23 protein-coding genes are annotated in these 21,080 nt (G+C 72.2%); 8 read left to right on the top strand and 15 right to left on the bottom strand.

What is annotated here, in order from left to right:
- Positions 1-171: 171 nt before the first annotated feature.
- From AC0VXQ_RS09095 to AC0VXQ_RS09140, 10 genes are all read right to left on the bottom strand, one after another.
- Complete coding sequence (locus AC0VXQ_RS09095; RefSeq protein WP_058730831.1) at positions 172-456, bottom strand: HU family DNA-binding protein; 285 nt, start codon at positions 454-456, stop codon at positions 172-174.
- Between the two features lie 67 nt (positions 457-523).
- Positions 524-829, bottom strand: coding sequence for a 30S ribosomal protein S14 (gene rpsN / locus AC0VXQ_RS09100; protein WP_058730830.1), 306 nt, complete (start codon positions 827-829; stop codon positions 524-526).
- 7 nt (positions 830-836) lie between these two features.
- Positions 837-1,007: a 50S ribosomal protein L33 gene (gene rpmG / locus AC0VXQ_RS09105; RefSeq protein ID WP_030015328.1), complete on the bottom strand. Its 171-nt coding sequence runs from the start codon at positions 1,005-1,007 to the stop codon at positions 837-839.
- A 2-nt stretch (positions 1,008-1,009) separates the two neighbouring features.
- Positions 1,010-1,246 carry a 50S ribosomal protein L28 gene (gene rpmB / locus AC0VXQ_RS09110; protein WP_058730829.1) on the bottom strand — a complete coding sequence of 79 codons (237 nt, stop codon included), beginning with the start codon at positions 1,244-1,246 and terminating at the stop codon, positions 1,010-1,012.
- A 291-nt stretch (positions 1,247-1,537) separates the two neighbouring features.
- Positions 1,538-2,434: an SGNH/GDSL hydrolase family protein gene (locus tag AC0VXQ_RS09115; protein ID WP_260006910.1), complete on the bottom strand. Its 897-nt coding sequence runs from the start codon at positions 2,432-2,434 to the stop codon at positions 1,538-1,540.
- A gap of 110 nt (positions 2,435-2,544) precedes the next feature.
- On the bottom strand, positions 2,545-3,510 hold the full coding sequence (locus AC0VXQ_RS09120) for a siderophore-interacting protein (RefSeq protein ID WP_328798664.1): 966 nt from the start codon (positions 3,508-3,510) through the stop codon (positions 2,545-2,547).
- A 54-nt stretch (positions 3,511-3,564) separates the two neighbouring features.
- On the bottom strand, positions 3,565-4,479 hold the full coding sequence (locus AC0VXQ_RS09125; protein ID WP_165590102.1) for an ABC transporter ATP-binding protein: 915 nt from the start codon (positions 4,477-4,479) through the stop codon (positions 3,565-3,567).
- Positions 4,476-5,579 (bottom strand): FecCD family ABC transporter permease, encoded by a 1,104-nt coding sequence (locus AC0VXQ_RS09130; RefSeq protein WP_224799637.1) that lies wholly within the window; start codon positions 5,577-5,579, stop codon positions 4,476-4,478. Before AC0VXQ_RS09130 ends, AC0VXQ_RS09125 begins: the two co-directional genes overlap by 4 nt.
- The gene (locus AC0VXQ_RS09135; protein WP_242650391.1) at positions 5,576-6,541 is read right to left on the bottom strand and encodes a FecCD family ABC transporter permease; all 966 of its coding nucleotides are present in this window, start codon (positions 6,539-6,541) and stop codon (positions 5,576-5,578) included. The genes AC0VXQ_RS09130 and AC0VXQ_RS09135 overlap by 4 nt, the downstream gene beginning before the upstream one ends.
- 114 nt (positions 6,542-6,655) lie before the next feature.
- Positions 6,656-7,717: an ABC transporter substrate-binding protein gene (locus AC0VXQ_RS09140; protein WP_058730826.1), complete on the bottom strand. Its 1,062-nt coding sequence runs from the start codon at positions 7,715-7,717 to the stop codon at positions 6,656-6,658.
- A 180-nt stretch (positions 7,718-7,897) separates the two neighbouring features.
- Between AC0VXQ_RS09140 and AC0VXQ_RS09145 the strand changes: the two genes are divergently transcribed.
- Together AC0VXQ_RS09145 and AC0VXQ_RS09150 are read left to right on the top strand one after the other, a co-directional pair.
- Entirely contained in the window at positions 7,898-8,737 is an 840-nt protein-coding gene (locus tag AC0VXQ_RS09145; protein WP_061225315.1) for an HAD family hydrolase, read from the top strand.
- A 55-nt stretch (positions 8,738-8,792) separates the two neighbouring features.
- The gene (locus AC0VXQ_RS09150; protein ID WP_475528467.1) at positions 8,793-9,386 is read left to right on the top strand and encodes a hypothetical protein; all 594 of its coding nucleotides are present in this window, start codon (positions 8,793-8,795) and stop codon (positions 9,384-9,386) included.
- 186 nt (positions 9,387-9,572) lie between these two features.
- Here the strand turns inward: AC0VXQ_RS09150 and AC0VXQ_RS09155 are convergent, their stop codons facing one another.
- The gene (locus AC0VXQ_RS09155) at positions 9,573-10,136 is read right to left on the bottom strand and encodes a GNAT family N-acetyltransferase (protein ID WP_064725585.1); all 564 of its coding nucleotides are present in this window, start codon (positions 10,134-10,136) and stop codon (positions 9,573-9,575) included.
- A 365-nt stretch (positions 10,137-10,501) separates the two neighbouring features.
- On the opposite strand from AC0VXQ_RS09155, the gene AC0VXQ_RS09160 reads away from it, so the two are divergent.
- Genes AC0VXQ_RS09160 through AC0VXQ_RS09170 form a run of 3 tightly spaced genes read left to right on the top strand, consistent with a single transcriptional unit; the run spans position 10,502 to position 13,169 of the window.
- The gene (locus AC0VXQ_RS09160; protein ID WP_475528470.1) at positions 10,502-11,365 is read left to right on the top strand and encodes a MetQ/NlpA family ABC transporter substrate-binding protein; all 864 of its coding nucleotides are present in this window, start codon (positions 10,502-10,504) and stop codon (positions 11,363-11,365) included.
- Positions 11,366-11,397: 32 nt separating this feature from the next.
- On the top strand, positions 11,398-12,456 hold the full coding sequence (locus AC0VXQ_RS09165) for a methionine ABC transporter ATP-binding protein (RefSeq protein WP_475528472.1): 1,059 nt from the start codon (positions 11,398-11,400) through the stop codon (positions 12,454-12,456).
- Positions 12,456-13,169: a methionine ABC transporter permease gene (locus AC0VXQ_RS09170; protein ID WP_058730821.1), complete on the top strand. Its 714-nt coding sequence runs from the start codon at positions 12,456-12,458 to the stop codon at positions 13,167-13,169. The genes AC0VXQ_RS09165 and AC0VXQ_RS09170 overlap by 1 nt, the downstream gene beginning before the upstream one ends.
- Here the strand turns inward: AC0VXQ_RS09170 and AC0VXQ_RS09175 are convergent.
- The gene (locus tag AC0VXQ_RS09175) at positions 13,166-14,872 is read right to left on the bottom strand and encodes a long-chain-fatty-acid--CoA ligase (RefSeq protein ID WP_475528476.1); all 1,707 of its coding nucleotides are present in this window, start codon (positions 14,870-14,872) and stop codon (positions 13,166-13,168) included. The genes AC0VXQ_RS09170 and AC0VXQ_RS09175 overlap by 4 nt on opposite strands.
- A gap of 54 nt (positions 14,873-14,926) precedes the next feature.
- On the opposite strand from AC0VXQ_RS09175, the gene AC0VXQ_RS09180 reads away from it, so the two are divergent.
- The 3 genes from AC0VXQ_RS09180 to AC0VXQ_RS09190 are packed head-to-tail and all read left to right on the top strand — an operon-like array spanning position 14,927 to position 16,861.
- Positions 14,927-15,085, top strand: coding sequence for a hypothetical protein (locus AC0VXQ_RS09180; protein WP_165590101.1), 159 nt, complete (start codon positions 14,927-14,929; stop codon positions 15,083-15,085).
- A 52-nt stretch (positions 15,086-15,137) separates the two neighbouring features.
- Positions 15,138-15,860: a sugar O-acetyltransferase gene (locus tag AC0VXQ_RS09185; RefSeq protein ID WP_475528479.1), complete on the top strand. Its 723-nt coding sequence runs from the start codon at positions 15,138-15,140 to the stop codon at positions 15,858-15,860.
- Positions 15,857-16,861 carry a hypothetical protein gene (locus AC0VXQ_RS09190; RefSeq protein ID WP_475528481.1) on the top strand — a complete coding sequence of 335 codons (1,005 nt, stop codon included), beginning with the start codon at positions 15,857-15,859 and terminating at the stop codon, positions 16,859-16,861. The genes AC0VXQ_RS09185 and AC0VXQ_RS09190 overlap by 4 nt, the downstream gene beginning before the upstream one ends.
- Before the next feature lie 168 nt (positions 16,862-17,029).
- Here AC0VXQ_RS09190 and AC0VXQ_RS09195 read toward each other — a convergent pair whose 3' ends face one another.
- From AC0VXQ_RS09195 to AC0VXQ_RS09205, 3 genes are all read right to left on the bottom strand, one after another.
- Positions 17,030-18,685: a dihydrolipoamide acetyltransferase family protein gene (locus AC0VXQ_RS09195; RefSeq protein ID WP_475528483.1), complete on the bottom strand. Its 1,656-nt coding sequence runs from the start codon at positions 18,683-18,685 to the stop codon at positions 17,030-17,032.
- A gap of 68 nt (positions 18,686-18,753) precedes the next feature.
- On the bottom strand, positions 18,754-19,725 hold the full coding sequence (locus AC0VXQ_RS09200; RefSeq protein WP_058731827.1) for an alpha-ketoacid dehydrogenase subunit beta: 972 nt from the start codon (positions 19,723-19,725) through the stop codon (positions 18,754-18,756).
- Positions 19,726-19,876: 151 nt separating this feature from the next.
- Positions 19,877-21,028, bottom strand: a complete 1,152-nt coding sequence (locus AC0VXQ_RS09205; protein ID WP_475528485.1) for a thiamine pyrophosphate-dependent dehydrogenase E1 component subunit alpha — start codon at positions 21,026-21,028, stop codon at positions 19,877-19,879.
- Positions 21,029-21,080: the final 52 nt, after the last annotated feature.

The following is a 21,080-nucleotide window of genomic DNA, read 5'->3' on the forward strand; positions in this document are numbered from 1 at the left end:
CGGAAGCGGCCTCCATCCTACCGTCCGACCCCCGCTCACCTCCGGTGCCGCGCCCCGGCCGATCCCGCCGGATCCCCGCCCGGCGTCGGGGTGCGACGAGGGCCCCGCCCCCGCGATCACGGCGGATCGCGGGCGCGGGGCCCTCGGATGCTGATGCCTCAGCGGAAAGAGCTACTTCTTGGCGACGGCGGCCTTCAGCTTGGAGCCGGCGGAGAGCTTCACACCGTGGCCGGCCGGGATCTCGATGGACTCACCGGTCTGCGGGTTGCGCCCGGTGCGAGCGGCCCGATCGGTGCGCTCGACGGAGAGCCAGCCCGGGATGGTGACCTTCTCGCCCTGCGCGACGGAGGACTCGAAGACCTGGAAGAGGGCATCCAGCACGCCGTTGACGGCGGACTGTGACATCCCGGACTTCTCGGCCACCTCGGCCACGAGTTCGCTGCGGTTCTTCGCCATGTTGTGTCCCTCCTGAGACATCGGATGTAAGCGGCTCAGGTCAGCATAGCCGACCCGCGGCCCCAAATTACCAGCTGGACTTGGTGATGCCCGGCAGCTCGCCGCGGTGGGCCATCTGGCGGAAGCGCACGCGGGAGATCCCGAACTTCTGGAAGGTCCCGCGGGGGCGGCCGTCGATCTGGTCGCGGTTGCGCACGCGCACCGGGGAGGCGTTGCGGGGCAGCTTCTGCAGGCCCAGGCGGGCCTCCTCGCGGGCCTCGGGGGAGGCGTTCTCGTCGACGAGGGTCTTCTTCAGCTCCTCGCGCTTGGCGGCGTAGCGCTCGACGATGGCCTTGCGCTGCTCGTTGCGGGCGATCTTGGACTTCTTGGCCATGTGTGTCTCAGCGCTCCTCTCGGAAGTCGACGTGCTTGCGGACCACGGGATCGTACTTCTTCATGACCAGGCGATCCGGGTTGTTGCGGCGGTTCTTGCGGGTCACGTAGGTGTACCCGGTGCCGGCCGTGGACTTGAGCTTGATGATCGGACGAACGTCCTTGGTGTTGGAAGCCATGATCAGATCTTCTCCCCGCGGGCGATGATGTCAGCGACGACGGCGTCGATCCCGCGCGCGTCGATGACCTTGATGCCCTTGGCGGACACGTTCAGGGTCACGTTGCGGCGCAGGGACGGCACCCAGTAGCGCTTCTTCTGGATGTTGGGGTCGAACCGGCGCTTGTTGCGGCGGTGCGAGTGGGAAATGCTGTGTCCAAAGCCGGGAACAGCTCCGGTCACCTGGCAGACGGCTGCCATAGTTACTCCTCCAATGTTGACGAAATGACGGTGCGCTCTCGCGCCAGCCGGGCGGGCGGCTCGAACAGCGCCCCGTCACCTACCGTGAGAGCACCGGATGAGTCGCCGGGCCTGAGTGTGGGAGTCAGGCCCGGTGTGAGAGGTCCGGGACCTGCCCCTGCCGCGGGATCACGGTGAAGCTTGGTTCGGTGCCGAAGGGTAGACGCACCACTACGACAGCGTTAAATACTAGGGATCCCGGCCCGCGATGGCAACCTCTGCGCCGCGCCCATGGCCTTAATCACCGCGGAATCACGCGGGCGGGGCGCCGGCCTCCCCCTCCTCCCGGCCCCGGACGGCGTCGCCGCCCTCGGTGACCTGCAGGGACTGCAGGTCCGGGTAGCGCGGGCTCAGGGAGTCTCCGGAGGAGGTGCCGCGCAGGCGCCGCCCCACCCACGGCAGGGCAAAGGTGCGCACCCACTCCAGGTTGGCGCGGGTGGCCTGGACCCGGGAGACCTCCCGCATCTGCGGCAGCGGCTCCAGCCCCAGCTCCCCGGCCCCCACCTGCAGGGCCTCCAGGACCTTCCCGGCCATCTTGATGTGCCCCAGGGTGTTCATGTGCAGGCGGTCCTTGGCCCAGTACCGGGCGTCGGAGAACTCCTCGGAGAAGCGCCAGAAGTCCACCAGGATCAGGTCGTGCTTCTCCGCGATCTCCCGCAGCAGCTCGTTGTAGATCGCGGTGCGCCCGCGGGTGGCCTTGAAGACGCCGTAGAAGTGCTTGACGTCGAAGCCGGTCAGGGTCAGCACCTGGGCCCCGGAGGCCCGCAGGCGTCCGAAGGCCTCGTCGTAGTCGGCCATCAGCGCGTCCACGTCGATGCTCGGGCGCAGGATGTCGTTGCCCCCGCCGTAGAGGCTGACCAGCGTGGGGCGCAGCGCCAGGGCGGCGTCCACCTGCTCGGCCAGGATGGGCTCCAGGGTGCGGCCGCGGATCGCGAGGTTGGCGTAGAGGGTCTGCGGGAAGCGCAGGGTCAGCTGCTCGGCCACCCGATCCGCCCATCCGCGCACCCCGTTGGGTCGGGACGCGTCCTCATCGCCCACGCCCTCGGTGAAGGAGTCCCCCAGCGCCACGTAGCGGATCTGGTGCTCCTCCGGCTCCCGGGCCCCCGGGGCATCGGCGGTCGGCTCGTGTTCGCTGTACTCGGTGCTCATGGATCTCCTGCCTGCATGCTCGAACTCGCGCCCCGCCGCCTCCCCCGGACCGGCGCGCGCCGCAGGCGCAGCGTCGACGGGAGCCGCCGGCAGGGCACGGCCCCTCCAGCTTAGGACTCGGCCTGCCCGGCCTTCCAATAGCCCATGAAGGAGATCCGGCGCCGGTCGATCCCGGCCTCGTTGACGCAGACCCGGCGGGCGGCCCGGACGACGGCGGCCTCCGCGGCCAGCCACACCGACACCCCCGCCGGATCCTCGGACTCCTCCGCTCGACCCCACACCAGCTCCCCGGGTTCGGCCCGCTGCGCGGCGATCCCCGCGGCGTCCTCCTCCGCGGCCCGCGGCACCAGCCCAAGCTCCTCGCGCAGAGCGCTCAGCAGCGCTCGGCCGCGCATCCGCTCCGGCTCCCGCTCCAACAGCCGCACCCGCACCTCGGGGCGGGCGGCCGCCTCCGGCAGGCCGGCAGCCAGATCCTGCGCGTTGCCCGCGGGCACCTCCAGCAGCACGGCGGCCTGGGTTCCGGCGGGCAGGGCCTCCAGCACCGAGCAGGCCGCCGGCACCGCGGTCTCGTCCCCGCCCAGCAGATACCGCTCGGCCCGACCCGGATCCCAGGTCCCCCACAGGACGTCCTCGCGCGTGGGCCCCAGCAGGCTCAGCTCATCGCCCACGCGGGCCGAGGCCGCCCAGGCGGCCCCCGGCCCCTGCTGGTCCCCGTGTCCGTGCAGCACGAAGTCGACGTCGATCTCCACTCCGGGACTCCCCTCCGGGGAGGTCCACGGGCGAGCCGCGCGCAGCGTGTAGGTGCGCATCCACCCGCCGCGCTCCCGCGCCGAGGCGGCGAACCAGGCCCGATGCCAGTCCTCTGCCTCCAGGTCCGGCAGCACCGGGCCCTCGTGCTCCGGGTGGGGCAGCAGCAGCTTGAGGTAGGCGTCCAGCACCGGGCCCGACCCATCTCCGGCGGGCAGGGCCAGCTCGGTCAGCTCCGGGGCGGCCAGGCTCACCCGCAGGAAGTCCCGGCTCAGGGGCCGCACCCCGGTCACCCGGGTGCGGAACACGGTCATGGGTCGGCGCGGCATGGTGCCTCCTTCTGGATCAGGGGTGCGGACGGGCGGACGGCGTCGGCCGCGGGCTCACGGTGCGGCGGTCCCCGATGCTCCGCTGCCCGGCCTCTCGTGACCGGGCGCGGCCTCGTCGGCGGTCGGGGCCGGGCACGGGCACCGACGCCGCGGCACCACCACGGGGGCCCCGCCCTCCTCGGCGCGCAGCACCCGGGCGTCCAGGCCGAAGACCCGCGCCAGATGCTCCTCCGTGAGCACCTCCTCCGGGGCGCCGGCCACCTCGATGCGCCCGTCCTTCATGGCCACCAGGTGGTCCGCGGCCCGGGCGGCCAGGTTCAGCTCATGCAGCACCATGACCACGGTGGTCCCGTGCTCGCGGTTCAGCTCCACCACCAGGTCCAGGACCTCCACCTGGTGGGCCAGGTCCAGGTAGGTCGTGGGCTCGTCCAGCAGCAGCACATCGGTCTGCTGGGCCAGGGCCATCGCGATCCACACCCGCTGGCGCTGCCCGCCGGACAGCTCCGCCACGGGCCGCTCGGCCAGCTCCCCGGTCCGGGTGGCCGCCAGCGCCCAGGCGACCGCGGCGTCGTCCTGCGCGGAGGCCCGGGAGAACAGCCCCTGGTGGGGGTAGCGCCCGCGGGAGACCAGGTCCGCGACCGTGATCCCGTCCGGGGCCACCGGCTGCTGCGGCAGCAGGCCCACGGTGCGGGCGAACTCCCTGGCCCCGAAGGAGCCGAGGGGTCGCCCGCCCAGGGTCACGGTCCCGGCGCTCGGGCGCAGCAGCCGGGAGAACCCGCGCAGCAGCGTCGATTTGCCGCAGCCGTTGGGCCCGATGATCGCGGTGACCCGCCCGGTCGGCACCCGCAGGCTCAGCTCCCGGACCACCCGACGGTCCCCGTACCCCAGCTCCAGCCCCTCGGCCACCAGCTCCGGCGGACTCGAGCGCGGCGGGGCGCCGGGGGTCGTGCTCTCAGTGCTCATGCTCATGTCCTCTCCTTGTGCTCCCCCGCGACCAGCCACAGCAGGACCGGTGCGCCGATGAGTCCGGTGATCACGCCCACCGGCAAGCGGCCCCCGGGGATCAGGTTCGCCGCGGTGAAGTCCGCCAGCACCACCAGGATCGCGCCCACCAGCGCGGATCCGACGAGGGTGTGCCCGCCGCCGACCAGGCGCCGGGCGACGGGCCCGGAGACGAAGGCGACGAAGGCGATCGGCCCGGTCATCGACACCGCCACGGCCGCCAACGCGGTGGCCAGCCCGATGCCCAGCCACCGCACGGCGGTGACCGGGACCCCCAGGCCCGCGGCCAGCTCCTCCCCCACGGCCATCGCGTGCAGGGGGCGGGAGAGGAGCGCCAGCAGCGGCAGGAGCGCGATCAGCGCCGCGCCCGTCAGCCCGATCCGCTGCCAGGAGGAGGCCCCGAGAGAGCCGGTGAGCCAGATCGCGGCGTCGGCGGCCTGGTACACGCTCATCCGGGACAGCAGGTAGTTGGTCACGGCGATGGCCAGCACCGAGATCCCCAGCCCGGTGAGGATGAACCGCCCGCCCACGGCCTCCCCGGCCCCGGGGCCGCTCGCGGCCCGTCCGGAGACGCTGAGCAGGAACACCGCGACGGCGGCGAGCCCGGCCCCGATCAGCCCGCCCGCGGCCAGGCCGAGCCCCGCCGCGCCGAAGAACGCGGCCGAGGCGATCGCCCCCAGGCTCGCGGAGGCGCTGATGCCGATGACGTCCGGGCTGGCCAGGGGGTTGCGCAGCAGCAGCTGGAACACCGCCCCCGCGGTGCCGAAGGCCAGCCCGGCCAGGGCCCCGAGCACCGCGTGCGGCAGCTTGTCCTCCATGACGATGAAGGAGGCGGCGGGCGCGGCGTCCACGGTGCCCCCGCCGAGGATCGTGAGGAAGTCCGGGATGGTCACGGTGTAGGTACCCAGCAGCACCCGCACGGCCATCGCGCCCAGCAGGGTCAGGCCCAGGACGGCGAGCACCGCTCGCGGGCGGCGTCGGGAGCGGGCGCGCAGCCGGGAGAGGTCCGCACCGGTCAGGGCCCGGTGCGCAGATGAAGGGGAGGTGCGGGTCGCGGCGGCGGTCACAGGCTCATCGCCTTCCGCGAGCGGATCATCGCCAGGAACACGGGCACGCCGACGACGGCCATGCTGACCCCCACCTCCACCTCGGTCGGCGGCAGCACCACCCGCCCGACGGCGTCGGCCAGCAGCAGCACCACGGGACCGGCCAGGGCGCTCAGCGGCAGGATCCACCGGTAGTCCGGGCCGGTCAGCGAGCGCACCGCGTGCGGGACCATGAGCCCGACGAAGGCGATGGGCCCGGCCAGGGCCACGCCCGCCCCGCACAGGAGGGTGACCCCGGCGAAGACCAGGGCCCGGGCCGGCCCCACCCGGGTGCCCAGGGCGCGGGCCATGTCATCGCCCAGGGCGAAGCTGTTGACGGAGCGGGCCATCCCCACGGTCAGGAGCAGGCCCAGCAGGATCAGGGGCAGCAGGATCAGCACATCGGCGTAGGAGGCGCGGGTCAGGGCGCCCAGCTGCCACCGGCGGAAGGAGTCCAGGGTCTCCTGGTGCTGCAGGTTCATGGCCGAGGTCAGCGACGCCGCCCCGGCGGAGAACGCCGCCCCGACCAGGGCGAGCTTGATCGGCGTCGCCCCCTCGCGTCCGATGCTGGCGATCGCGTAGACCACCACCGCGGCCAGGCCCGCCCCGATCAGGGCCCACACGGCGATGGCCATGGTGCCGCTGATCCCGAGCAGGGTGATGCCCAGGACCACGGTGGCCGCCGCCCCGGCGTTGATCCCGAGGATCCCGGGATCGCCCAGCGGATTGCGGGTGACCCCCTGCATCGCCGCTCCCGCCGCGGCCAGGCTGACGCCGATGACGACGCCGACGACGGTGCGGCGCACCCGATCCGCGACGATCACCCCGTCCGGGCTCACCGGATCGTCCAGCTCGGCCAGGGCGTGCCAGACGCGCGCGGGGCTCAGCGGGTTCGCCCCGATCAGGATGGAGGCGAGCACCGCCGCGGCGAGCAGGGCGAGCACGATCAGCAGCGCGGGGCCGCGGCGTCGAGAGCGCGCGGACGCGCCGGCCCCGGCCGCTCCCGCGGTGGGCGGGGCCGGTCGGGTCGGCGTCGTCTGGGCGGCGGACAGGGCGGACTACTCCCGACCGGTCTTGGCGGCCTGGGCCACCTTGTCGATGAAGTCCGTGTGCTCCACCAGCCAGTCCATGCCCAGCGGGGAGATGCCCAGGGCGAGGGTCTCCTTCTTGTCGGAGTCCAGCACGGAGGCGCCCTTGGCGATCGCGGGGATCTGCTTCAGGGTCGCGTTGTCCTCGATGGTCTGGACGTCGGAGTCCTTGTCGATCCAGGAGTAGATCATGTCCGACTTCAGATCGGCGGCCTTCTCGTTGGACCACTGGATGTAGAAGGTGTCGGCCTTCGCGTTCTTCACGGCGTCGGCCTCCTCCATCCCGAGGGACTTCATGAAGGTCACCCGGCCGTCGCCCTTGGTGTAGACGCTGATGGAGGGCTGCCCGTCGGTCACGGCCAGGGCCGAGGAGATGAAGGTGGCGCCCTTGAGCTCCTCGTGCTGGGCGGCCTTGTCCTGGATCTTCTCCTCGGTCTCGGAGATGACGGTCCCGGCGTGCTCGGGGCGGCCCAGGGCGGTGCCGATGACCTTGGTGTAGTCCTGCCAGGGGGTGGTCCACCCGTCGGAGTCCTTGGCGTGGGTCACCGTCGTGGCGATCTTGGAGAGCTTGTCGTAGGCCTCCTGGTCCACGGTGCCGACGACGGCGAGGATCAGGTCCGGCTCGAGCTTGGCGATCTCCTCGTAGTTGATGCCGTCGGTCTCGGTGAACCGCGTGGGCTGCTGCGCGCCGAGCTCCTTGATGCGGTCATCGAACCAGTCCGTGGAGTGGTTGGAGTTCTCCCCCCAGCCGACCTGCCCGGAGCCCACGGGCACGACGCCGAGGGACAGGGCCACCTCCGCGTTGATCCAGCCGATGCCGACGACGCGCTTCGGCTCGGCGTCGACGGTGGTCTTGCCGTAGGCGTGCTCGATGGTCACCGGGAAGGCATCCTGCTCGGCGGAGGAGGAGGCCGAGGCGGAGGAGCTGGAATCCGAGCCGCCGTTGGAGCCGGTGGAGCAGGCGGCCAGCGCGAGGGCCGCGGCGGAGGCGGCGGCGGTCTTGAGGAACGCGCCGCGGGTCAGAGAGGGCATGGGGGTCTCCTGTCGAGAGCCGGTGTGATTCTGCCGGTTCGGCGCCGCGCGCCGGACCCGCCCCATCCTAACCGCCCCGGACGCCATTAGCGCACTCGGATGTGCTGTTATCCCCAGACCCCGCCATGAGCACCGCCACGGTGCAGGGCCCGGGGGATGGTGCCTGGAAGGATGGAGAGCATGTCCTTCCTTCCGAATCCCGCCGCCTCCTCCCAGCCCTCGCCCCTGGATCCCGGGTGGGTGCCCCGCTGCGCCGTCTTCGACTGCGACGGGGTGCTGATGGACACCGAGCGGCAGTGGGTGGATTCCGTGGCCACCGTGGCGCGGGAGTACGGCCTGGCCGACCCCCAGGGTCTGGCGGAGGGGCTGACCGGGATGACCGCGGAGCAGATCGCCCACCGGGTGGCCGAGGCGGTGGCGGCCGAGCGCCTCCCGGGTCGGGCGTCGGCCCCCGGTTCCGCTTCCGCACCGGGAGCATGCGCGGGGGACGCCCGCGATCCGGAGGGGACGGCCCCGGCGTCGTTGGAGGCGGAGATCCTCACCGCGCTGACGGACCTGGACATGGAGCGCCTGTCCCGCGGGGTGGATCTGCTGCCCGGGGCCCTGGAGCTGGTGCGCGCCCTGGCCGCCGTCATGCCGGTGGCGGTGGCCTCCAACTCCCGCCGGGACGTGCTGGATCTGAAGATGCGCTCCGGCGGCTACGCCCCGCTGCTGAGCACATGGGTCTCCACCGATGACGTGCCCGCCGGCAAGCCGGCCCCGGACATGTACGCGGAGGCGGTGCGGCGGATGGGCTGCGCACCGGGGCAGGCGGTGGCCTTCGAGGATTCCGCGCCCGGGGCCACCGCGGCGGTGCGGGCCGGGACTCGGGTGGTCGGCCTGGTCGCGGCCGACGGGAGCGGGGATCCCGTCTCGGCGCCGGGCTTCCCCGCGGCTGCACTGGTCTGCTCCTTCCTGGACCCCCAGTTCCTGGGGGTGGTGCGCGGGTGGACGGGTGCCCGCGCCGCGCGGCGGGATTAGCATCGGAAGGAGAACGTGACCTGCGGATCCGAGCGCGGCGGGAGGTGATGGGCGCATGGCACCTGAGATGGAGGGTGAGCCGCCGCTTTCGGGCGACGCCGCCCGCGCCGCGCGGCGGATGGTCGGCGGGATCTCCTTCGCCCTGTGCCTGCTCGGGGTGCTGACCGTGCTGGGCCTGCTCGCGCTGGGCCATCCCCGATGGACGCTGATCGGGGCGGCCCCGCTGCTGGCGGGAGTCGCCGGGATGATCGCGGTGCGACGCCGCCTGCACCCCGCCCTGCGGGATCCCAGCCAGCCGCGCCCGCGCACCCGCGGCAGGGGGTGGTTCCTGCTGCCGCTGGGGCTGGCGGTGCTCGGGTTGGCGGCGGTGATAGTGGGCAACCGGATGCCGGAGCTGCTGGCGGGCCGGGATCCCGGGTGGTTCCGCAACATCGTGATGCTGTGGGTGGAGATCGGCTTCGTGCTGATCCTCGCCGGCGGGCTGGGCACCGGTCTGGTGGCCCTGTCTCTGTGGACCGTGCCGGATGAGGACGACGCGATCCTGCGCCGCACCGACTACGCCCGCCGGGCCCGCGAGCGCGAACGCCGTCGCGATGGCGGCGACCCCGGACTCTACGACTCCGACTGGCTGCGCGGCCGACGCCGCTGACCCGGCGCTCTCGTTCGCTCCCCTGCGCCGAGCCGGCGCTCCCGTTCCCACCTCCCCACCGAGCCGGCGCTCTCGTTCCCACAAACGCGTTTTTCGGGAACGGATGCGCCGGCTCGCGCATGTGGGTCCCCCGGGGAGGCGCCGGCTCGCGCACGTGGGCCCCCGGGGAGACGGTGGATCACTCGTTCACCCCGCGAGGCGCCGCTCCAGCCCGTCCCGCACCTGCGGCCACTCCGCTCGCAGGACGCTGAAGTAGTCGACGTCGGCCACGGTCCCGTCAGCGGCGCGCCGGTACCCGCGCAGCGTGCCCTCGAAGCGGGCGCCGAGCCGGGCGATCGCCCGGTGGGAGCGGAGGTTCCGGTGATCGCAGCGCAGCGCGGCCCGGCCGACGTCGAGCTCCTCGAAGGCGTGCTTGAACAGCAGCAGCTTGCACACGGGGTTGACCCGGGTCCCCCACGCCGAGCGCAGGTAGACGGTGCTGCCGATCTCCGTGCGCAGGCCGGGGACCAGGTCGTAGAACGTGGTGCGGCCGAGCACGCGGCCCTCCTCCTCCACAGCGAAGGCCAGGCCGTCCGGGCGGTTGATGAGCGCGCAGAACTCCTCGGCCAGCGCCTCCGGGGAGGGCGGCAGGGGCGCCGACATCCCCGCCCACATCCGCTCATCCAGGTGCGGGTGCAGCACCTCGGCGTCCTCGGGCCTCAGGGGACGCAGCAGCACCCCATCCCGTTCCAGCCGCACCTCGTGATGCATCCGCGCTCCCTTCTCGACACCCAGCCCCGACGACGTCGGAACCCGACGACATCCACCCCCGCCCCAGCCGATCCCCGAGGCCCATCCGACCCTGCTCACGATGCCCCAGGCGCCGTCGCCGACGGCTCTCACCGCGGCGCGCCCTCCCCTCTGTGACGCCGTATGACACCCGGTGTCGGCGTCGGTTTCATCTGCCGACGTCTTTGGAGAGACCGGAAAACCCCGTGGTCTAATGGACGCATCGCGCCGCCGTCGGCGCTCCGCCGGCCCTGCCCTGGGCCCGGAATCCGGTCGACCTTCCGGATCGGCGGGAGTCCGACGCGCGGCGTTTGCGCACCACCCGCCACCGCATCGAGGAAACCACCATGAAGAAGAAGCTGGGAGCACTGCTCGCCATCGTCCCCCTGACCTTCGGTCTGACCGCCTGCGGCGGATCCGGTGACGGCGATGAGACCGTCAAGATCGCCATCACCGAGCACAACCAGGTCCAGGACACCCTGCAGGAGGAGGCGAAGAAGGAGGGCATCGACGTCGAGTACGTGGAGATGGGCGACTACTCCCGCCCCAACCCCGCCGTCGCCCAGGGGCAGGCGGACCTGAACTGGTTCCAGCACATCGCCTACCTGGCCAACTACAACGTGGACAACGACGACGACCTGCAGATCGTCGGCCCGACCTCGATCTACCCGCTGGGCCTGTACTCGAAGAAGTACGACAAGGTCGAGGACATCCCCCAGGGCGGGGAGATCGCGATCCCCAACGACGCCGTCAACGAGACCCGCGCGATCCTGGTGCTGAAGGCCGCCGGCCTGCTGACCCTCAAGGAGGACAAGGCCCAGCCCACCCAGGACGACGTGGACACCGCGAACTCCAAGGTCACCCTCACCGCGGTGGATGCCAAGCAGACCGTGGTGTCCATGGATTCGGTGGCCGCCTCCATCGTGAACAACACCTTCCTGGAGGATGCCGGCCTCTCGCCGGAGGACGCCCTGTACCAGGATGACCCGAAGAACGAGGACGCCCTGCCGTACGTGAACCTCTTCGTGTCCAAGAAGGGCGATGAGGACAACGAGACGTACCAGAAGATCGTGGACGTCTACCACTCGGACGCCGTGCAGGAGGCCGAGAAGAAGCAGTCCGGCGGCACCGCCGTGTCCGTGAGCAAGGACCGCACCGACGAGCTGCGCAAGGTGCAGACCAGGCTCGAGGACGAGAAGAAGAACAGCTGACCCGTCCCAGCCACACCCACCCGAGGGAGACCATGACAGCACAGACCCGCACCCGCCCCGAGCAGACCGGGACGGACATGGTGGTCCTGGACGGGGTGAGCAAGACCTTCCGGGTCGGCTCCCGCTCCGTGACCGCCGTCGACGACGTCAGCCTCACCATCCGCCGCGGCGAGATCTACGCGATCATCGGCTACTCCGGGGCCGGCAAATCCACCCTGGTGCGCCTGATCAACGGCCTGGAGACCGTGACCTCCGGGACCCTGACCGTGGACGGGCAGGAGATCTCCGGGGCCGGGGAATCCCGGCTGCGGCGGATCCGCACGGAGATCGGCATGATCTTCCAGCAGTTCAACCTGATGAACTCCAAGACGGTCGCGGCCAACGTGGAGTTCCCGCTGAAGATCGCCGGCTGGTCCAAGGAGAGGCGCCGGGCGCGGGTCGCGGAGCTGCTGGAGTTCGTGGGGCTGGCGGACAAGGCGAAGAGCCATCCGGATCAGCTGTCCGGCGGGCAGAAGCAGCGGGTGGGCATCGCCCGGGCCCTGGCCACGGAGCCGCACCTGCTGCTGGCCGACGAGTCCACCTCCGCGCTGGACCCGGAGACCACCGAGGAGGTCCTGGACCTGCTCAAGCGGGTCAACGAGGACCTGGGCATCACGATCGTGGTCATCACCCACGAGATGGACGTCGTCGCGAAGATCGCGGACCGGGTGGCCGTGATGGAGAAGGGCCGCGTGGTGGAGGAGGGCAACGTCTACGACGTGTTCTCCGACCCCCAGACGGCCCCGGCCCAGCGCTTCGTGTCCACCACCGTGAAGCAGGCGCCGACCGGGGATGAGGCCAAGGAGCTGAAGGCCCGGCACCGCGGGCACCTGGTCAACGTGGAGATCCACGATCAGGCCGAGGTCGGACAGGTGCTGTCCCGACTCGGGGAGCGCGGGGTCACCTTCACCGTGGTGCAGGGCGGGCTGGAGACCCTGCAGGGCCGCACCTACGGCCGCCTGACCCTGGAGCTGCTCGGCGAGATCACCGCGATCGACGCCGCCGTGGAGCAGCTGAAGCTCGTGACCACCGTGAAGGAGGTGCGCGCCTGATGCACGCACAGTTCGACGCCGCCCTCGCCCACGCCCCGGTGCTGGCGGCCAAGACCACCGACTGGGACACGGTGCTGCCGAAGATCGGTCCGGCCGTGACCGAGACCCTGCAGATGGTGCTGGTGACGATGGTCCTGGCCGGGATCTTCGGTCTGATCATCGGGACCCTGCTGTACACCACCCGCTCGGGCAGCATCCTCGCCAACCGGCCGGTCAACGCGCTGCTGAACTTCCTGGTCAACCTGATCCGCCCGATCCCCTTCGTGATCCTGCTGGCCGCGCTGAGCCCGGTCATGCTGCAGACCATCGGCACGAGCATCGGGATCAAGGCGGGCATCTTCGCGATGGTGGTGGCCGCGACCTTCGCGATCTCCCGGATCGTGGAGCAGAACCTCGTCTCCATCGACCCCGGGGTGATCGAGGCCGCCCGCGCGATGGGCGCCTCGAAGCTGCGGATCATGTTCTCGGTGATGCTGCCGGAGGCCCTGGGTCCGCTGATCCTGGGGTACACGTTCATCGTCATCGGCGTCGTGGACATGTCCGCGATGGCCGGCGCGGTGGGTGGCGGCGGCATCGGCGACTTCGCGATCCGCTACGGCTACCAGCGCTTCGACTGGAACGTGACCCTGGTGGCGATCATCATCATCGTGATCCTGGTGCAGCTGGTGCAGCTGGTCGGCAACCTGCTGGCCCGGAAGATCATGCGCCGCTAGTCGGAGGCGCGGTCGAGCTTGGCCTCCACCTGCTTCTTGACCTCCCGGCGCAGGGTCTTGCCGAGCATGGAGCGGGGGAACTCCTCGAGCTCCACGATCCTTCGGGGCACCTTGTACCGGGTGACCTTGGTGTAGCAGTGCTCGCGCAGCGCCTGCTCGTCCAGGGCGGTGCCGGGGCTCATGATGACGGCGGCCACGACCTCCTCCCCGCCCTTCGCGGAGGGGATCCCGACGACGGCGGCGTCGACCACCGGGTCGAAGGTCTTCAGGGCCGTCTCCACCTCGGACGGGGAGACGTTGAAGCCCCCGGTGATGATGATCTCCTTGACCCGGTCCACGACGAACAGGAACCCGTCCTCGTCCATGGTCACCACATCCCCGGTGCGCAGCCAGCCGTCCGCGGTGAGGGTCTCCCGGGTGGCGACCTCGTTCTTCCAGTACCCCTGGAACTCCTGGGGGCCCTTGACCCACAGCTCGCCGGGGCGCCCCTCGGCGGCGTCCTCCCCCGTGTCCGGATCCACCCGGCGGATGAGGGTGGAGGGGAAGGGGATGCCGATGGACCCGGCCCGACGGGTGTCGTTGAGCGGGTTGCAGGAGACCAGCGGGGCGCATTCGGTCAGCCCGTAGCCCTCCACCAGGTAGCCCCCGGTGCGGGTCTCCCACGCCTGGACCAGGTCCACGGGCAGGTTCATCGCCCCGGAGACCGAGTACTTGATCCCGGACAGGCTCACGCCCCGCTCGTCCGCGGCCTCCAGCAGCCGCTGGTAGACGGGCGGGACCGCCGGGAGGATGGTCGGCGGGGACTTGCGCATGGCCGTGAGGATCAGGTCGATGTCCACGGTCGGGAACAGCACGAGCTTGGCCCGGATGGCCATCGCGATGCCCAGGCCCAGGGTCATCCCGTAGGCGTGGAACAGGGGCAGCACCGCGTAGATGGTCTCGCGCTCGTCCGGCTGGATCCACTCCCGGCCCATCGCGGCGTTGGACTCCAGGTTCCGGTGGGTGAGGACCACGCCCTTGGGGGTCCCGGAGGTCCCGGAGGTGTACATCAGCAGGGCGAGGTCGTGGGCCGTGGGGCGGCGGTGGTCTTCGGCGATGGGCGCGCTCTTCAGCAGCTGGCGCCAGGGGATGCACCCGCGGGCCGGGCCCTCCAGCTTCTCCCGGGCGGCCTTGGCCTTCCCGACGGGCAGCTTCAGCGCCAGGCGCATCCCGGCGGGCATCGCCTCCACCATGTTCACCGCGATGATCCTGCGCGGGCGCAGGTCGTAGGGCAGGTCCGTGATGTTCGCGGCCGCCTTGTCCCACACGATCGCGATCTTCGCCCCGTGGTTCTCGAACTGGTGGCGCAGCTCCCCGGCCGTGTACAGCGGGTTGTGCTCCACGACGACGCCGCCGACCCGCAGGATCGCGTAGAAGGCGACCACGTGCTGCGGGCAGTTGGGCAGCACGAGCGCCACCCGGTCCCCGGGCTGCACCCCCATGACCCGCAGCCCTTCGGCCACGCGGGAGACCTGCTCGGCCAGCTGCGCGTACGTCGTCCTCGCGCCGAAGAACTCCAGGGCCGGTCGGGTTCCGGCCCGTCGCGCGGATTCCTCGAACACGTGGACCAGGGAGGTCTCCGGCAGGTCCAGGTCGTGGGCCACGCCGGGGTTGTAGTTCTTCAGCCAGGGCCGCGGCGATGCGGCGGGGGACGTATCAGCCATGGGGGAGATTCTACCGATCGGCTTCGCCCCGGTGACCTGGAATACTGGTGGCCCATGAGCACTCCCCGCCGCCCCCAGCGCACCCGTCCGTTCACCGAGGCCGAGGTCCGCCAGGTCATGAAGCAGATCAACCGGCGGCTGCTGGTCGCCACGGGCGTCGCCATCGGCGTCGGTCTGCTGGTGATCCTGCTCGTGGTGATCTTCGGGCGCTGAGCCGACGGCCCCGCACGCCATTCCCCTTCCCCACCTTCCGAGGAGCATGTCCATGTCCGAGCACAGCGATCCGGTCCGTTCCGCGGCCGCCTCCCCCGCCCCCGACGACGCCGAGCTGAACATGCGGGAGCGGATGCACGCGGGCCTGCCCTACCGCGGCGGCGGAGCCACCCCGGCCGAGGGCGCCGACGGCGTCGTGCACCGCAGCTCCGGGGAGGCCGCCGCGATGGCCGCCCGCTACGGGGAGCTGATGCTCACCGACCGCTCGGCGGCCCAGGACCTGCTGGCCGAGCTGCTGGGCTCGGTGGGCGAGCACGTGGCGATCCGCCCGCCCCTGCACGTGGACTACGGGTACAACATCCACGTGGGCAGCCGGGTCTTCGCGAACTTCGGGCTCACAGCCCTGGACGTCACCGAGATCCGCATCGGCGACGACGTGCAGATCGGCCCGCACGTGCAGCTACTGTGCCCCACCCACCCGCTGAACCCGGTGGATCGGAAGCGGCAGTGGGAGGGCGGGCTGCCCATCACGATCGAGGACAACGTGTGGCTCGGCGGCGGGGCGATCGTGCTGGCCGGGGTCTCCGTGGGGCGGGATGCGGTGGTGGCCGCCGGTGCCGTGGTGACCCGTGACGTGCCGCCGGGCACGGTGGTCGCCGGGACCCCGGCCCGGGTGATCCGCCGGATCGATCCGACCGAGCGGACGGGGCAGTACGCTCTGGAGAACTTCCCGGCCGAGTACCGGGATCAGGTGCGCGCGGAGGAGGACCGGTGAGCCGGGACGGGCGGACGCCGTGGTGCTCCTCCGAATCATCGGGAGCGGATGGGGCCGGGGATGGCTGGGTGGATGACGGCGCCACCCGCCCCCTGGAGCCCGGCTCCCCGCGGGACGGCGGGTGGTGGGATCCGGATGCCCAGGCCACGCAGGTGATCCGGGATCCCGAGGCCACCGAGGTGCTGGGCGCCGCCCCGCGGCACCTGTCCGCCGTCGAGGGGGACCCGGAGGCCACGCAGGTGCTGGAGGATCCCGACGCCACGCGGGTGCTGGGCGCGGGCTCCCACCCGGCGGATCCCAGCGCGACCCGGGTGCTGGATGCCCCCGGGGCCCCCGGATCGCGGCGCGACGCCTCGGCGGCCTGGCTCGAGTCCCCGCACGCTCCCGGCGGCGCGGGGACCTACGGGGAGGAGGAGCCGGCCCGGGTGCTCTCCGGGGAGCAGCTGCGCGCGGTCGTGGTGGCCCGGCAGAAGGAGGAGTACGCGCGGGTGCAGCTGCTGCCCGGGCTGCTCGGCTGGCTGGCGGCCCTGCCGCTGACCGGCTTCCTGGTGTGGCTGGCGCAGCAGGCGCTGCCGCGCTTCGGCGTCGGACCCGCCCCGGAGTCCTCCGGCGCGGCCCTGTCCGGTCTGGGGGCGGGGGAAGCGGATGCCGGGATGTGGGTGCTGGCCTACGCGGTGGCCGTGTTCCTGGGGTATCTGGGCGGCGGCTACGCCGCGGGCCGGGCGGCCCGTTTCGGCGGGGCCAAGCAGGGCGTCGGGGTGTTCCTGTGGTTCCTGATGATCACGGCGGTGTCCAGCATCGTCGTGCAGGCCCTGGGCCTGCCCGCCGCCGGCGGGACGATGCCGGTCGCGGCCCAGGACTACGGCGGGGCGAACCTCGGGTGGACGGGCCTGACGGTGGCCGGCACCGCGCTGATCGCGCTGGCCGCGGCCACCTTGGGCGGGTGGTGGGGCACCGCCTACCACCGCCGCGCGGACCGATGGGGCTTCCAGGCGTTCTGAGCGTCCCGGGCAGAGACGTGGGGCGGACCGTCCGCCCGGCGCGGCCGGTCGCGGATCTCGGACGTCGTCCTCACCGGCCAGGAGTCCCCCCGCCTCCTCGGGAGCCGCCGTCCCACCCGAGCCCCGCCTCGGGGCGGGGGGCTCGGATGGTCCGACGGCTCCGGATCCTCACATATCCAGCAGCAGGGCCGGCTCCTCGAGCACGGAGGCGACGTCGGCCATGAACCGGGCGGAGAGGTCCCCGTCCACGATCCGGTGATCGAAGGAACCGCCCAGGGTGGTCACCCAGCGGGGGATGACCTCCCCGTCCACCACCCACGGCTTCTGCTTGATGGTCCCGAAGGCGACGATCGCGGCCTCGCCGGGGTTGATGATGGGGGTCCCGGTGTCGATGCCCAGGGCGCCGATGTTGGTGATGGTCAGCGTCCCGCCGGTCATGTCCCCCGGCTGGGTCTTGCCCTCCCGGGCCGTCTTGGTCAGCGCCTGGATGGCCACCGCGAGCTCGCGCAGGGACAGTTCCTGGGCGTCCTTGATGTTCGGGACCATGAGCCCGCGCGGGGTGGCCGCGGCGATGCCGAGGTTGATATACCGCTTGATGAGGATCTCCGAGTCTGTCCAGGAGGAGTTCACCTGCGGGTTGCGCGCGGTGGCCCAGATGATCGCCTTCGCCAGGATCAGCAGCGGCGTGACCTTCACCCCCTCGAAGCTCGGGGAGGCCTTCAGTCGCTTGACGAACTCCATGGTCCGGGAGGCGTCCACGTCCACGAAGATCGACACGTGCGGAGCCTCGAAGGCGGACTTGACCATGGCCTTGGCCGTCACCTTCCGCACGCCCTTGACGGGCACCCGCTCCAGCCGGTCCCCGCCGCGGCCCTGCAGGATCCAGAAGTGCTCGGGCTTGGCCGCCTCCAGATCCTGGCTGTTCGCGGCGTAGTTGATCAGGTCCTTCTGCGTGACCTGGCCCTGCGCTCCCGTCCCCGGCACATCGGCGAGGTCGATGCCGAGGTCCTTGGCGGCCTTGCGCACCGGCGGCTTGGCGAGGGTGGGACGACGCGGCGGCTCCCCCGGGACCCGCTGGTGGGCGTCCGGGGTGGGCATCGGCTCGTCGTGGGAGCGACCCGGCAGCCGGTTCAGGGCATCGCGGGCCCGCTCGGCGAGGTTCGCCCCGAAGGTCCCCGCGCTGAAGGAGTTGAGCCCGGCCAGAGGCCCGCGCCGGTGCTCCTCGGCCGGAGGGGTCGGCGGGGTCTGGGGCGCTGGGGACGGCTCGACGACGCCGCTGGGGCGCTTCCGGGCCCGACGACGCACGGGATCCGCCTTCGGTCCGGAGCCCACCAGGGCCGCCCCGCCCTCGGAGCCGGCAGGGGAGCCGGCCGGGGAATCGGCGGGGGATCCGCCCGGGGCGCGGGAGGACGAGCCGCCCTCCCGGCCGGCGGTCCCGGTGGTCTCGGGGTGCCGCCCGGTCCCGGCCGCATCGGGGGCCTCCCCCGGCGCGCCGACCGGGGCGGACCGGTCACCGGGTCCCGCACCGTCGGCCTCCTCGGCCGCACCGGCGGGGGCCTCGGGGTCCCCGGAGTCCTCGGCAGCGTCCGCCCCGGCGATCTCGATCAGCGGGGCGCCGACCTCCACGGTCTGCCCCTCCTCGGCGAGGATCCGGCGCACCGTGCCCGCGAAGGGCGAGGGCAGCTCGACCACGGACTTCGCGGTCTCGATCTCCACGATCACCTGGTTGGATTCCACCGTGTGACCGGGGGCGACCTTCCAGGAGAGGATCTCCGCCTCGGTCAGTCCCTCCCCGACGTCCGGGAGGGTGAAGATGTCAGTCATGGCTCACTCCTGTGCCGGCAGCAAGCCGGCGTCGCGACCACCGCGCGCGGCGCGGGGGCCAGGGAACTTCAGTACGCGAAGGAACGGTCGAAGGCCTCCAGCAGGCGGTCGATGTCCGGGAGGTAGTCCCCCTCCACCGCGGCCACCGGGTAGGGCATGTGGTACCCGCCCACGCGCAGCACGGGCGCCTCCAGGGCGTAGAAGCAGCGCTGCGCGATCTGCGCGGCCAGCTCCCCGCCGATCCCGCCGAAGCTCGGCGCCTCGTGGGCGATGACCAGCCGACCCGTCTTGTGCACGGAGGCCGCCACGGCGTCGACGTCCAGGGGGGAGATGCTGCGCAGGTCCAGGACCTCGATGCTGCGCCCGTCCTCCTGTGCGGCCTGGGCGGCCGCCAGCGCCACCGGCACCAGCGGGCCGTAGGCGGCCAGGGTCAGGTCGCGGCCCTCGCGCACGATCTGCGCCCGCTGGGTGTCCGCGGTGATCCGCCGGTCCACCTCGCCCTTGAGCCAGTAGCGGCGCTTGGGCTCCAGGAAGATCACCGGGTCATCCGAGGAGATCGCCTCGCGCAGCATCGAGTAGGCGTCCTGCGGGGTGGAGGGGGTCATCACCCGCAGCCCCGCGGTGTGGGCGAACAGCGCCTCCGGGGACTCCGAGTGGTGCTCGATCGAGCCGATGTTCCCTCCGTCGGGGATCCGCACGACGACGGGCAGGCTCAGGTGCCCGCCCGAGCGAGCCCGGATCTTCGCCAGCTGCGAGGTGATCTGGTTGAAGGCCGGGAACACGAAGCCGTCGAACTGGATCTCGCACACCGGTCGGTACCCGCGCAGGGCCAGGCCGATCGCGGTGCCCACGATCCCGGCCTCCCCGAGCGGGGTGTCCATGACCCGGTGGGCCCCGTAGGTCTGCTTCAGCCCCTGGGTGACCCGGAAGACCCCGCCCAGGGTCCCGATGTCCTCGCCCATCAGCAGGACCTTCTCGTCCTCGGCCATGGCATCGTCCATGGCCAGGTTCAGGGCCTTCGCCATCGGCAGGGTCTGCACCTCGGGGCGCGGCTCGTCGTGGGCGGTCGCGGAGCGGCGGATCTCCGTCTCCGGGATGCCGGCGCCCGGGGCCTCGGGCTCCGGAACGCGGTCGGTCGGCGTCGTCTCGGGTCCGGTGCCGGACCCGGCTGATTCGCGGGGTGCCATCATCTCAGCGCTCCTCCTCGTGCTCGCCGTCGGCCGCCGCATCGGCGAAGCCCGCCTCATACTCCCGGAACCACGCCTTCTCCGCGGCCGTGAGGCTGTTCGGCTCGGCGTAGACCCGGTCGAAGAACTCCTCCAGCCCGGGGGCCGGCACCGCCAGGGCGGCCTCCGGCATGGATCGGGCGCCCTCCCTGGCCTGCGCCTCGGCCTGCTCGAAGAACTCCTCGGGCGTCCCTTCGGCGCGCAGGTGCCGCTCCAGGCGCACCAGCGGATCCTTGGCCCCCCACTCCTGCTCCTCCTCGCGGGTGCGGTACTTGGTGGGGTCATCGGCGGTGGTGTGCGCGCCGAGCCGGTAGGTCTCCGCCTCGATGAGCACCGGCCCCTGCCCGCGCCGGATCTTCTCCAGGGCGTAGGCGGTCACCGCATAGACGCCGAGGAGGTCGTTGCCGTCCACCCGGATCCCCTCGAAGCCGTAGCCGGCGGCCCGCTCGGCCAGGGGGACGCGGGACTGGGTGGCGAACGGCACGGAGATCGCCCAGCGGTTGTTCTGCACGAAGAAGAGCACCGGGGCGTCGTAGGAGGCGGCGAAGACCATGGACTCGTGCGCCTCCCCCTCGGTGGAGGAGCCGTCCCCGAAGTACACGACGGTCGCCTCGTCCCGGGCGCCGTCCAGCTTCTGCCCCATGGCGTACCCCACGGCATGCGGGATCTGGGAGGCCAGGACGAAGGAGTACAGGTGGAAGCGGTGCTCCTGCGGGATCCAGCCGTGGCCGGAGACCCCGCGGAAGACGGTGAGCAGCTGGGCCAGGTCGACGCCGCGCTGCATCGCCAGGGCGTGCTCGCGGTAGGAGGGGAAGACGTAGTCCGTGGGGCGCATCGCCATCCCGGAGCCGATCTGCGCGGCCTCCTGCCCCTTGGAGGGGACCCACAGCGCCAGCTTGCCCTGCCGCTGCAGGGCGGTGGCCTCGTCGTCGAAGCGGCGCACGGCGAGCATCTGCCGGTAGGCCTCCTCCAGGTGCTGCCGGGACAGCTCCCGCAGGTACGGGTCGAAGCGCGGGTCTGCGGTGCGGCGCCCGTCCTGGTCCAGGATGCGGACCAGCGGCAGGGCTCCTGCGACGGCGCCCGGGTGGGCGGCGGACGCCTCCGGCGAGGTGACCATGGATCCTCCGTGGCTGGGGTGGATGGGCGGCGTCGCGAAGAGGGGCCGTGGA

The sequence above is a fragment of the Rothia sp. QJM3NY_36 genome (assembly GCF_056173115.1).